Origin of the sequence: Pseudoalteromonas piratica, from assembly GCF_000788395.1 — a bacterium.
Classification (GTDB): domain Bacteria; phylum Pseudomonadota; class Gammaproteobacteria; order Enterobacterales; family Alteromonadaceae; genus Pseudoalteromonas; species Pseudoalteromonas piratica.
In genome coordinates, this window is sequence record NZ_CP009888.1 from 395,958 (window position 1) to 408,853 (window position 12,896).

Sequence of the window (12,896 nt, forward strand, 5' to 3'; positions counted from 1 at the left end):
TTACTTTTTTAGCATTGCTCGTAGATTAGCAACTCGCGCCTGTCCTTTTTCCATACGCTGTTGTTGGTTTTGCGGTTGTTTTCGCATTTCGTAAGCGAGGTCGTCCTGTGGCATCTCGGCAACAAATCGACTCAATTCTGGACTAATTGTCTCGCCAAACATTCTCCGCTCTTTGGCGTAAGTCAAAATCAACTCTTGCTGTGCACGTGTAATACCAACATATGCCAAACGCCTTTCTTCGTCGACATTATCTTCATCAATGCTCGTTTGGTGTGGCAATAAACCTTCTTCCATTCCCACCATAAAGACATATGGATACTCGAGACCTTTAGAAGCATGCAGTGTCAGTAATTGTACTGCATCAGACTCATCTTCTTCTTCGTTGCGCTCAAGCATGTCGCGTAAAGTCAATTTCATTACTACTTCAGGTAACGTAAGCGGTGGGTTCTCACTGCTGCCAACCAACATATCCGTGATCCAGCGATATAGTTCAGACACATTTTTCATACGCATTTCAGCCGCTTTGGCACTAGGTGACGATTCATACAAATAGTCTTCGTAATTAATCTCTCGTACCATGTCTTTTACGGCTTCTAGGGTATCGCCGCGAGTTGCACGATCTGACAATTCAACAACCCAACGGGCAAACCCCATAAGTGCGTTATAACCTCGCCCGGTTAAGCGCGATGAGAGCTCGGGCTCAAAACACGCAGCAAACAAACTAATGTGCTTTTCATTGGCCAGTGAGCCTAACTTCTCTAACGTAACCGGACCAATTTCTCTTCGCGGTGTATTTACTATACGTAAAAAGGCATTATCGTCATCTTGGTTCACCAGCAGCCTCAAATAAGCCATGATATCTTTAATTTCTGCACGTGAGAAAAACGACATTCCGCCGCTAATCTTGTAAGGAATATGGCTGCCCATCAGTGCTTTTTCAAACACTCTTGCTTGATGATTACCTCGGTACAAAATAGCATAGTCTTTAAAGCTAGTACGCTTCATAAATTTGTGCGAAATAATCTCTGCAACGACGCGTTCAGCTTCATGCTCTTCATCTTTTGTAGCAATAACCTTTATTTGTTCGCCGTATGCTAATTCACTGAATAGCTTTTTATCGAATACATGCGGATTATTAGCAATAAGAATATTGGCAGATTTAAGAATTCGGCCAGCACTTCGATAGTTTTGTTCAAGCTTAATTAAACGTAACCCGGGAAAATCTTTACTCAATAACACGAGGTTTTGCGGCTTTGCCCCGCGCCAAGAATAAATACTTTGGTCATCATCCCCTACCACAGTGAATCGTGCTCGTTCGCCGACTAATAACTTAACCAATTGATACTGACTAGTGTTGGTATCTTGATATTCATCAACTAATAAATAACGAAAACGATCTTGCCAACGATCGCGTACATCTGGGTTGGCAGCGAGCAGTAACGTAGGGATCATTATTAAGTCGTCAAAATCGAGTGCATTGTAAGCGCGTAATTGATTTTGAAAACGAGCATAAAGCTGAGCAAATAACACTTTTTGTTGCTCACGAGCCTCAGCTATCGCTTGCTTAGGTACAATAAGATCGTTCTTCCAATTGGAGATTTGCATTTTTAACAAATTGAGCAAATCTTTATCACCTTTTAATTCAGGCTCTGTCAGTTCAGCAAGTAGCTGGTTTGTGTCTTGATCATCAAAAAGTGAAAAGCCTGGTTTAAAACCAAGCGTCTTAAGCTCTTTTTTTATAATTTCTAAGCCCAAGGTATGAAACGTTGACACCCATAAGCCTTTCGCTTCTTGCTTACCCAATGTTTGTGCCACACGTTCGCGCATTTCTTTAGCCGCTTTATTAGTAAAGGTAACGGCGGCGATATTACGCGCTTTGTATTCGCATTTTTGCACTAAATAAGCAATTTTATTTGTAATTACACGGGTTTTACCTGAGCCTGCTCCAGCAAGCACTAAGCAAGGGCCACTAATGTATTTAACCGCTTCATCTTGTTTCGGGTTTAGTTTCATTCAATTCGCTTGTGTTAACACAACAAAAAATGGATTTTAAAATGCCGCATTGCAAGGCGCAAGGATTGTCTTTGCTGCCAAGCCATGATGCGTTAAACTAGATATAGTTTTTAATAATAGATTTTAACTATGATTAACCCAGCAAAACTTGAAGAAATAGCCAAGCAAATTACTGAAAATATGCCACAAGGTGTAAAAAACCTTGCAGACACAATTGAAGGTAAAACCAAGCAAGCAATTCAAAATAAATTAAGCGAAATGGACTTTGTCAGTCGTGAAGATTTTGAAGTTCAGAGCCAAGTTTTATTAAGAACACGTGAGAAGCTAGCAATCTTAGAGCAACGCGTTGCTGCACTGGAAGCAAAATTAGCCGAAAAAGACGCAGAATAAAAAAGAAGCTATAAAGCTTCTTTTTCTTGTGCTTTTAATTTTGCAAGTTCACTGTTGAAGGCATCTAAAAACCAGCGATGTTCAGCAATAAAGTCATTAGAGAAGTAAACAGAAAAGTCTCTGCTAGCCTCAGTTTTACTCGCAATTTCAGTATTTTCATTCGCGTGGTTGGTAAGTGCATGTAGAAATACACTTTCTGACAAAAAAACAGCATCAAGTCTATCTGCCAACAACATTTCGACCAAGGTTTCAACATCATTGCTAAGTGTCGTGATGGCGTAATTATTGTCTTGCAACCACACTTGCGTGTTGGTATTTAACAAGGTGCCTATTTTCGCCTGGGTTTTGAATTGCGGGGCACTTAAATCAACTTGATTTTTATCTTTATAAAACCAACTCCAGTTGTTGATAAGAACCGCATCACTAATTTTAGCAATGCGATCGCGATATTGGTTTTGTGTTGCTAAAAAGAAGCCGTCTATATTTCCACTGCGTAGTTCAGTAATTGCAATGCCGTAATTGGCCACCAGCTCAAATTCGTAGTTGAGCTTCATACTATCAAGCACTTTTGTTACACGCTCGATACCCTGCCCAGTAAGCTTTTTATTTTCATCCAAATAAATGTAAGGGGGAAAGTTAGGTACCGCAAAACGCAGACTAAGCGTGCTGGATAATGCATCTTCTTTATCAGTATCAGCCAGTAAATTAACGCTAAAAAACGTTAGGCAAAGACTAACGACTAAACACACCTTGAATGGCACTGTTATAAATTTTTGCCACATTGTTCGCCCCACTAATGCTGGTTTCTAAATCTCTAATATGGCCATCTGCCAACCCATAAATCCAGCCATGGACTTCTAGCTCTTGGTTTCGCTCCCATGCATCCATTACAATATTTGTTTGGCACACATTTTTAACTTGTTCAATTACGTTGATTTCACATAATCGATCAAATTTTTGTTGGGCGCAACTGGTGTTATTAAGCTCTAACTCATACTTGTCGCGCGCATCAACTACATGCCTTAACCAATTGTCGATTAACCCTAATCTAACGCCATCCAGAGCAGCTTTTACACCACCACATCCATAGTGTCCTACCACCATTATATGTTTTACTTTAAGAACCTCTACTGCATATTGTAGTACAGAGAGACAGTTATGATCAGTGTGTACCACCATATTTGCTACATTTCTGTGAACGAATAATTCACCAGGCAATAAGCCCACTATTTCATTAGCAGGGACTCTCGAGTCTGCACAGCCAATCCATAAATACTCTGGGTTTTGCTGCATTGACAGGATTTTAAAGAACTCGGGATCTTTATCCGTCGTTTCTTTTGCCCACGAGCGATTCTTAACAAAAAGATGCGCGAGTTTATTCATCAGTATTGCGTTCCTGATAGTTGTTAGACAGTTGCTTGAATTAATATATTTCTTGGTGTGATGTGTTTTTCACAAAACTCGCTGAGTGTAACGCGGTAGCCAAATTGCTCCAAATATAAAACACGATCGAGTACTAACCAAAGCTCAATCAAACGCCTAAAACCATGGCGCACTAATTCTATGCGCTGCGTAATTTGACGTCGTAATCGGCCCTGTTCGAGGTAATATTCGTAATCTATTTGCTCTGGCAAAGAGATGTTTTTTTGCTTAGCAGCCCAACTACAAAAATCACTAAATTCACCACTAAATAGCGCTTTTTTAGCTGATGGTACGGGTAAATAACTGTCCTTTTCGATGATATCATCAAGCAAACAATCAAATGCTAAACGCCATACTGTCTCGATTTCACGCAAACGTGAAATACGCTTGCCTGACGTAACCGTTTCTTGCAAGGCAAGTTTTAAATCACTGGCAGTAAAAGCAACCTGAGATTTCATGGCAATCTCACTCATTGCAACATAGTGTTCAGATTGCTGAAATAAGTGATAACAACATGGTGAAATACTCATTAATTTAGTGCCTTTGGCAACACCATGTTTAATCAGTGCTTGGTGCAGCCCACCACAGGCATGAAGTGCCACTGCGTGTTGCTCTTTGTGTAGATAATCTGCCGCACGTTCGGATAAAACATCTAATTCAGCAAGTTTAATATCCAAGTCAAATTGCTTTGCTAACTGCTGCCCTTCAGCCACCAGCTGAGGCTGTATTTCTACGCTCTGTACTGGCACCTTGTGGGCAAAGTGATATAACCGCCCTAAATGCCCTTTACCTGCGCACCACTCCAGCAGCGGTAAGTCTTGCTCTGCTGTTTGCATCACAAAGCTTTCTAACTGAGCAATTTTACTGCCTTTAATGCCATTGGTAAGCCAAAACGGAAACTGAACTGTTTGCTTATTTGCCCTTGGCAGTTGCAACAAGCGTTCAACATTATCTAGCTCAGAAATAAGGTTAGCCAAGTACCGCTGTAACTCAACTTGATTGCTTTCAAGCTTTTCAACATTGTCATCAGATAACGCCAGCAGGGTTTCAGTTAAATGCGGCCAAGGTATTTCGCGCGAGGCAAATGCCACACATTGCCAATAGGCTTGTGTTTTAGTTAATAGTGTATCGATTGCGGTAAAAAGTGCGGTGTGAGACATTTTCAACACAGGCTAAATTTGAATAGCGCTATGATAGCAAATCTTGCTGTGATGTTCAGAATAGAAAATGCCCCAATGATCGAGGCATTTATAAGCTTTATTTGGTTAGCTATTTGCTACTTGCGCAAGGTTATGTGCCTTACTCGACAAAAACTGCTGGTAACACGGATTATTGGTTTCCTCTTGATAAGCGTAAGCTAAGCGCTGTAAATGCTCACTAAAGGCAGCGTTATCTTGCTCAGGCACTTCAAATGCAGCAAGAACATTACCGGTTGCAGCACCATGATTACGATAGTGGAATAAGCTGATATTCCAGTTTGCACCCAAAGTATCAAGAAAGCGCTCGAGCGCTCCGGGGTATTCAGGAAACTCAAAACGGAATAAACGCTCTGATAGCTGCTCACCCGGTTTACCGCCAACCATATAACGCACATGCAGTTTTGCCAACTCGTTATTGGTCATATCAACAAAGCTATAACCTTTATCACTTAACTCCTGCTTTAAACTCGCAAGTTCTGTTTCACCATTACGTAAACCCACACCGACAAAGATTTCAGCATCACCAGGGCCTGTGTAACGATAGTTAAACTCTGTAATTGAACGGCCGTTTAATGCCTTGCAGAAACTCTTAAAGCTACCTTTTTCTTCTTTGATAGTCACCGCTAAAAGTGCTTCATTATGCTCACCTAGCGCAGTGCGCTCAGCGACATAACGCAATCTGTCGAAGTTAAGGTTTGCACCTGATAATATAGCTGCGAGGTTTTTACCTTTAGCGCCCGTTTGTGACACCCATTTTTTCAACCCTGCCAATGACAAACCACCAGATGGTTCAGCAACAGCGCGGGTTGAGACAAAAATGTCCTGCATCGCGGCGCAAATTTCATCACTCGAAACAGTAATAACATCATCACAGTATTTTTGTGCTAAGCGAAAGGTCTCTTTACCAATAATTTTAACCGCAACACCATCAGCAAAACTGCCTACGCGCTCAAGTTCAACCGGTTCACCTGCTTCCATTGCAGCTTTTAAACAGGCACTATCTTCTGCTTCAACACCGATCACTTTTATATCTGGGCGCAGTGATTTTAAGTAAATTGACATGCCTGCCAATAAGCCACCGCCTCCAACCGGAATAAATACCGCATCGAGTAATGGCAACTGCTGCATTAGTTCGCGTGCAATAGTACCTTGCCCGATGATCACATCTTTATCATCAAAAGGAGGCACAAACACCGCACCTTCTTTTTCAGCAATTTCTAATGCATAGCTATTCGCTGCATCAAAGTGATGGCCATGTAAAATCACTTCACCACCTAAATTGCGCACCGCATTTACTTTGATTTCCGGTGTAGTCACTGGCATTACAATACGTGCTGTATGACCAAGGTGACTGGCACTAAGCGCCACACCTTGTGCATGATTACCCGCCGATGCGGTAACTACTTGAGCGCCTTTTGGTAACTGCTTCAATTTGTTATACGCACCGCGTAATTTAAACGAATATACCGGCTGCTGATCTTCACGCTTTAGCCAAATATGATTGCCAAGTTTCTGTTCAAGGCTGGTAACAGGGCTAACCTCTGTTACTTTTGCCAAGGGCTCCATATTGGCCTGGATAATAGCGCGAAAATAATCGAGCTCTTGGGAGACCATTAACTGAGCTCCTCTAACTTTTTAAGGTCACGTACCGCACCTTTATCAGCACTGGTTGCGAGTAATGCATAAGCTTTTAATGCAGGCGTTACACTGCGAACGCGATCTACAGGTTTATAAGCATCTTTACCGCGAGCTAATTGCTTTTCATGGCGTGCAGCGAGTTCTTCATCACTTAACACCATATCAATGCTACGTTTGGTGATATCAATGACGATTTCATCGCCGTTTTCAACCAACGCGATTGCACCTTGGCTAGCGGCTTCTGGCGAAGCGTGACCAATTGATAAACCCGATGTACCACCAGAAAAGCGACCATCCGTTAATAGGGCACAGTCTTTATCTAAGCCCATCGACTTTAGGTAACTTGTTGGATACAACATTTCTTGCATACCAGGGCCACCCTTTGGTCCTTCGTAGCGGATGATAACCACATCCCCTTTTTCAATTTGGCCGCCTAAGATGCCATCCACTGCGTCATCTTGAGATTCGAATACTTTCGCAGTCCCTTTAAAAACCAACATGCCATCAGCAACACCTGCAGTTTTAACAATACAACCGTCTGGCGCAAGGTTGCCGTAAAGTACCGCTAAACCACCATCTTGACTAAACGCATGTTCGACGCTGCGAATACAGCCATTTTCACGGTCTAGGTCGAGTTCAGGCCAACGCGTTTCTTGGCTCATCGCCTTGGTGGTACGAATACCGGCAGGGCCCGCTTTATAGAATTTTTGCGCGGCGCTATTGTCAGGGTTAGTGGCATCCCACTTTTCAATTAGTTCGCCTAAAGTGCCACCAGCCACATGGCCTGCATTGAGTTCTAATTTGCCTGCTTTACCAAGCTCATTAAGAATACCCATGATACCACCTGCACGGTGTACATCTTCAATATGATATTCAGGTGTTGCTGGCGCTACTTTACATAAGAAAGGTGTTTGGCGTGACAGCTGATCAATATGAGTCATATCAAAATCAACGCCCGCCTCTTGTGCTGCGCCAATAATGTGTAACACAGTATTTGATGAACCGCCCATTGCAATATCTAAAGTCATAGCATTCATAAACGCGCTGCGATCAGCGATGTTGCGCGGTAATACTGAATCATCTTCATCACGATAATAACTGCGGCATAAATCCACAATGCGGCGACCGGCTTCGACATAAAGTTGTTTTCGGTCTTTATGTGTTGCTAATGTTGTACCGTTACCTGGCAATGCTAAACCAAGCGCTTCTAATAAGCAGTTCATTGAGTTAGCGGTAAACATACCTGAACACGAACCACAAGTTGGGCAAGCACTACGCTCAACTTTATCTGAATCTTCATCACTTACCGACGGATCAGCACCTTTGACCATGGCATCAACTAAATCCAGCTTGATATCAATTTCAGCAAGACGTGTTTTACCGGCTTCCATTGGACCGCCAGATACAAAGATCACCGGAATATTTAAGCGAAGTGCAGCTAACAGCATTCCTGGCGTGATTTTGTCGCAGTTTGAAATACATACCATGGCATCAGCACAATGTGCATTCACCATATATTCAACAGAGTCTGCAATTAGGTCGCGTGAAGGCAATGAATAAAGCATGCCGCCATGGCCCATTGCAATACCGTCATCAATCGCAATGGTATTGAATTCGCGCGGTACACCGCCAGCGTCACGAATGGTTTCAGCCATCATTTCGCTGAGTTGATTTAAATGAACGTGACCCGGTACAAACTGGGTATACGAGTTCACCACAGCTACAATGGGTTTACCAAAGTCTTTGTCAGTCATCCCTGTTGCACGCCACAGTGCACGAGCACCAGCACGTTTACGACCTTCAGTTGTTGTTGCACTTCTTAATTTAGCCATGGTTTACCTCTTTTTAGGGCTGTGCCCTACTCCTCATTCCCAATATATATGTCGTATTCGTATTATTCGTTGATTAGTGTTAACCAGCCATTTTCATCAGCTGATTGGCCTTTTACTAAATCAAAATACGCTTGCTGTAATTGCTCGGTGATTTCACCGCGCTTACCTGTACCAATTTCAATTTGGTCTACGCTACGCACTGGCGTTACTTCAGCAGCAGTGCCTGTCATAAAGAACTCATCAGCAAGGTAAAGCGCCTCGCGAGAAATAGGTTCCTCACGTACTTCAAAGCCCGCTTTACGCGCTAGATACATCATGGTATCGCGAGTCAGTCCAGGCAAGATTGCAGCTGTAGTCGGTGGTGTAAATAACACCCCATTTTTAATAACAAATAAATTTTCACCCGCGCCTTCACTCAGGTAACCATTTACATCTAACGCAATACCTTCAACATAACCATTGCGCTTTGCTTCACCTGAAATAAGCTGTGAAGACAAATAGTTACCACCTGCTTTTGCTGTCGTTGGCATAGTATTGGGCGCTAAACGATTCCATGATGAAATACACGCGTCAACACCCGCTTCTAAAGCGCCATCGCCTAAGTACGTACCCCACTCCATTGCAGCTACTGCAACATCCGCTTTGTGTGACTTTGGATTAACGCCTAAACCTACATTACCTAAGAATGCAAAAGGACGTAAATACGCGTTTTTTAAGCCATTTTCACGAACAGCAACTTTACATGCTTCATTAATTTCATCCGCAGTATAAGGAATTTGCATACGGTAAATTTTTGCTGAATCAAACAAGCGTTTTGTATGATCTTGCAAACGGAAAATAGCTGGACCATTTGGCGTTTCATAAGCACGCACACCTTCAAACACTGAACTACCATAATGAATTGCATGACTCAGTACATGGGTAGTTGCTTGTTCTTGTGGAACCATTTTGCCATTGAACCAAATTAAATCTGACATTCTATTAAACCTTTATAAATAATAATTAGTTAGTTGCTGCTAATGTGTGCGTATCCAATATTTCAACTTGGTTCACTTCAACTAACTTTTTTAATTGTTGTGTTAATAAGTAAATAGGTCGGTCACTGTCTACCATCATATTTACAATATACTTTTCTTCATTACTCTCAATATTCATTGAGGTTAAATTAAATCCGCGGTGACGTGTTACACGTAAAAATCGTTCTAATGCAATGCTTTGTTGTTTCACTTCGATTGATAAGTTGTGCTTCATTTTGTCACCTCAGTTAGCATTTGATCGTTTGCGGCGCCTGGCGGAACTAATGGCCAAACATTTTCTTTATCATCTATACATGCGTGAAGAATATAAGGCCCTTCACTTGCCACTAGTTTGTCTATTGCAGCATCAACTTGATCCGCATGCGTTATAGTTTCGCCCGGAATACCAAAAACAGCTGCTAATTGAACAAAGTCAGGATTATCTGACAGGTTTGTTTCACTGTAACGACCATCAAAGAAAAGTTGCTGCCATTGCCTTACCATGCCTAATCGTTGGTTATCTAAAATAAGTAACTTAACCGGTAAGTTATTACGGCGAATAGTCGCTAACTCTTGGATGTTCATCATGATTGAACCATCGCCAGAAACCGTTAATACAAAATCGTTAGGGCGAGCGATTTGTGCACCAATTGCCGCGGGTAATCCAAATCCCATAGTGCCCGCACCACCGCTGCTTAGGTGATTACTCGGGTGTGAAAACTTCATGTGTTGCGCCACCCACATTTGGTGCTGGCCTACATCACAGCACACCACGCCATTACTTGGCATTAGCTGACTTAAACGATTTAGTAAATACGGTGCATATACTTTCTCACCAGGGTAATCATAGCGCCATGCATGTTGTTGCTGCATATTACTGATATGCGCTAACCACTCAGCATGCGTTTTATGTGTTGCTAAATGCGGTAATGAATCTTTTAAATCAGCAACCAGTGAAGCATCAACCGGTTTACGTTTACCCACCTCAGCGGCATCCACATCTAAATGGATAACCTTAGCCTTGCTGGCAAATTTAGCAAGGTTACCTGTAACACGGTCGTCAAAGCGGGCACCAATGCACACTAACAAATCACACTCTTGCACAGCTAGGTTGGCAGCTTGACCGCCGTGCATTCCTAGCATGCCTAAATCATATGGATAATCAGGCGTCACGGAACCAAGCGCTTTCAATGTGCTTACAGCTGGCATATTGGTCGATTTTAAAAATTGCATCAGCTCATCTTGCGCATCAGCCATTTGTACGCCACCACCAATGTAAGCGAGTGGTTGTTTTGCATCACTTAATAATTCATTGGCTTTGGCAAGTTCTGACTGTTTAAATTCAGGTTTGTAATCGTCAGCAGCTAACCATGGTTGATAAGTCACCGCGCCCATTTGAATATCTTTTGGAATATCAACAAGAACCGGCCCTGGACGGCCAGATTGCGCCAAGTGCATTGCTTCTTGAAGTATCTCTGCTAAATCTTCGGCACGCTCTACCATATAACTGTGTTTAGTACAGCTTAGCGACATCCCCAATACATCCACTTCTTGGAACGCATCAGATCCAATTGCTGCGGTAGGCACCTGACCTGTGATTGCAAGTAACGGTACGGAATCCATCATGGCATCAGCAAGTGCGGTGATAAGGTTTGTTGCACCTGGGCCGGATGTTGCAAAACAAACCCCAAGTTTACCAGTACTTCTGGCATAGCCTACTGCAGCGAACCCCGCACCTTGCTCATGACGGGTAAGATAGTGTTTAACAGGCGAGCCATACAAAGCATCGTAAATTGGCATAATGGCACCACCAGGGTAACCAAATACCTCTTTCACGCCATGTTTGGCCAATAAATCGATTGTTAACTCTGCACCTGTCATTTTCTCTACCCTGTGATTTTTTGCTAATTGCTCATTTTCTTTGTGCCAAAAAAAAGCCCCCGGACTTTTCAGTTCGGGGGCTCTCTCAATGCTTAACTTTTGCTACAGCACTACGAAGCCCCCGCGGTAATAATAATCACCACGTTAATAATTAGGACTAGTACGTTTACTGTTTTAAACATGTGTTTAAGCAACCAAAAATTCTTTTACAAAAATGCCAAACAACCTCGTGCTTGGCTTCTTTTTTATTAGTATCGTTTATAGCCTTAAAAGTCAACGAAGAAATATATGCAAGTTTAAATCAATAAAAACCAACAAAAATCAAAATAAACATAAAAAACAACACAAGTTAGATAAAAAATCCATTTTATACAATTTTCAAGATTATGTATGCCAAGACTGACATTTATTTGAATATCACTTTAATTTTGCAATGCTTATAACTTTTTTGTTAAAAAATAAGCAAAGACTAATATTGTGCTATCAAGTACACTGCTTATTAAAAATTTAAGTTCACCGCAAGGATCCGCAATGCGATTTTTCTTATTACTCAAAATTCTGTTATTACCAATTATTCTGTTTAGCGCTACTCAACCTGTATTAGCTAATAGCAAAATTTCACCATCCCTCTGGCAAATTGAAAAAAACGGAGTGACATCTTACTTGCTTGGCACTGTTCATCTCGGTGATCAACAGATGGCTGGTTTACCAAACTACGTAAAAAAAGCGATTGGAAAAACAGAGAAACTAGTCGTTGAAGTGGATTTATCAAAAGTAAACCCGCTTGAGCAACAACAAGTTATGATGAGTTATATGCTGTTACCACCTGGTAAAACCTTGCAATCAGAAATATCAGCTAAAAATTACAAAGCATTAAGTCGCTATATGACTCAGCAAGGTCTAACAATGGAGCTATTTCAACCAATGCAACCCTTTGCTGTGATGTTACAAATTACCTTGATGGAGTATCAAAAAGCTGGTTATCAGGACACTTTTGGTATTGATAAACAAGTAATGAATGTTGCTCAACGTCTACAGATCCCAATCATGCAACTGGAAACCTTAGAGCAACAAATGGGCATGTTTAAAGGCTTTAGCAAATACAATAACAAAATGATTGAAGACGGTTTAAAGGAGCTGTCTGACATGGATAAATACTTTAATCGTCTGATTGGCAGTTGGAAGCGTGGCGATGACGCTGAACTTGAAAGTTACTATCAAGAGACATTTAACGGTGACAGTTACAGTGCCTTAACTGAAAAGGTATTACTAACAAACCGTAATAAAAATTGGGTGAAGCAATTAAAATCAAAACTTACTAAACAGCCGCATTTTATCGCAGTTGGTGCACTTCATTTACATGGCCCTGAAGGTTTATTAAAGCTGCTTGAGAAAGAAGGTTATAAACTTTCGAAAAAAAATAAATAATCTTTTAAACCTTTTTCAATGATGATTGCGACTTAATCAATAACTAACAGATAAAACTGATTAAAGCGCAGTCATCA

General features: G+C 41.6%; 11 protein-coding genes. 2 read left to right on the forward strand and 9 right to left on the reverse strand.

The features are described 5' to 3' along the window. On the reverse strand, window positions 1–2,013 hold the full coding sequence (gene rep / locus OM33_RS01685; RefSeq protein ID WP_038637906.1) for a DNA helicase Rep: 2,013 nt from the start codon (window positions 2,011–2,013) through the stop codon (window positions 1–3). A 129-nt stretch (window positions 2,014–2,142) separates the two neighbouring features. Between rep and ubiK the strand changes: the two genes are divergently transcribed. Then, on the forward strand, window positions 2,143–2,403 hold the full coding sequence (ubiK, locus tag OM33_RS01690; protein WP_038637909.1) for a ubiquinone biosynthesis accessory factor UbiK: 261 nt from the start codon (window positions 2,143–2,145) through the stop codon (window positions 2,401–2,403). A gap of 8 nt (window positions 2,404–2,411) precedes the next feature. On the opposite strand, the gene OM33_RS01695 is transcribed toward ubiK, so the two are convergent. The 8 genes from OM33_RS01695 to ilvG all read right to left on the reverse strand — a co-directional run bounded on the left by OM33_RS01695 (window position 2,412) and on the right by ilvG (window position 11,391). Beyond that, on the reverse strand, window positions 2,412–3,185 hold the full coding sequence (locus OM33_RS01695) for a substrate-binding periplasmic protein (RefSeq protein WP_052140858.1): 774 nt from the start codon (window positions 3,183–3,185) through the stop codon (window positions 2,412–2,414). Then, window positions 3,136–3,786: a carbonate dehydratase gene (can, locus tag OM33_RS01700; RefSeq protein WP_038637912.1), complete on the reverse strand. Its 651-nt coding sequence runs from the start codon at window positions 3,784–3,786 to the stop codon at window positions 3,136–3,138. Before can ends, OM33_RS01695 begins: the two co-directional genes overlap by 50 nt. Before the next feature lie 23 nt (window positions 3,787–3,809). Next, window positions 3,810–4,985, reverse strand: a complete 1,176-nt coding sequence (locus tag OM33_RS01705; protein ID WP_038637916.1) for a methyltransferase — start codon at window positions 4,983–4,985, stop codon at window positions 3,810–3,812. A gap of 105 nt (window positions 4,986–5,090) precedes the next feature. After that, entirely contained in the window at window positions 5,091–6,638 is a 1,548-nt protein-coding gene (ilvA, locus tag OM33_RS01710; protein WP_038637919.1) for a threonine ammonia-lyase, biosynthetic, read from the reverse strand. Continuing rightward, the gene (gene ilvD, locus OM33_RS01715) at window positions 6,638–8,494 is read right to left on the reverse strand and encodes a dihydroxy-acid dehydratase (protein ID WP_038637922.1); all 1,857 of its coding nucleotides are present in this window, start codon (window positions 8,492–8,494) and stop codon (window positions 6,638–6,640) included. The genes ilvA and ilvD overlap by 1 nt, the downstream gene beginning before the upstream one ends. Window positions 8,495–8,556: 62 nt before the next feature. Then, a complete protein-coding gene (locus OM33_RS01720; protein ID WP_038637925.1) occupies window positions 8,557–9,471 on the reverse strand; it encodes a branched-chain amino acid transaminase in 915 nt (304 codons plus the stop codon). A gap of 25 nt (window positions 9,472–9,496) precedes the next feature. After that, window positions 9,497–9,745: an acetolactate synthase 2 small subunit gene (gene ilvM / locus OM33_RS01725; protein WP_038637928.1), complete on the reverse strand. Its 249-nt coding sequence runs from the start codon at window positions 9,743–9,745 to the stop codon at window positions 9,497–9,499. Then, window positions 9,742–11,391, reverse strand: coding sequence for an acetolactate synthase 2 catalytic subunit (gene ilvG / locus OM33_RS01730; RefSeq protein WP_038637931.1), 1,650 nt, complete (start codon window positions 11,389–11,391; stop codon window positions 9,742–9,744). Before ilvG ends, ilvM begins: the two co-directional genes overlap by 4 nt. Before the next feature lie 531 nt (window positions 11,392–11,922). On the opposite strand from ilvG, the gene OM33_RS01735 reads away from it, so the two are divergent. After that, on the forward strand, window positions 11,923–12,819 hold the full coding sequence (locus OM33_RS01735; protein ID WP_052140859.1) for a TraB/GumN family protein: 897 nt from the start codon (window positions 11,923–11,925) through the stop codon (window positions 12,817–12,819). The last annotated feature ends 77 nt before the right edge of the window (window positions 12,820–12,896 follow it).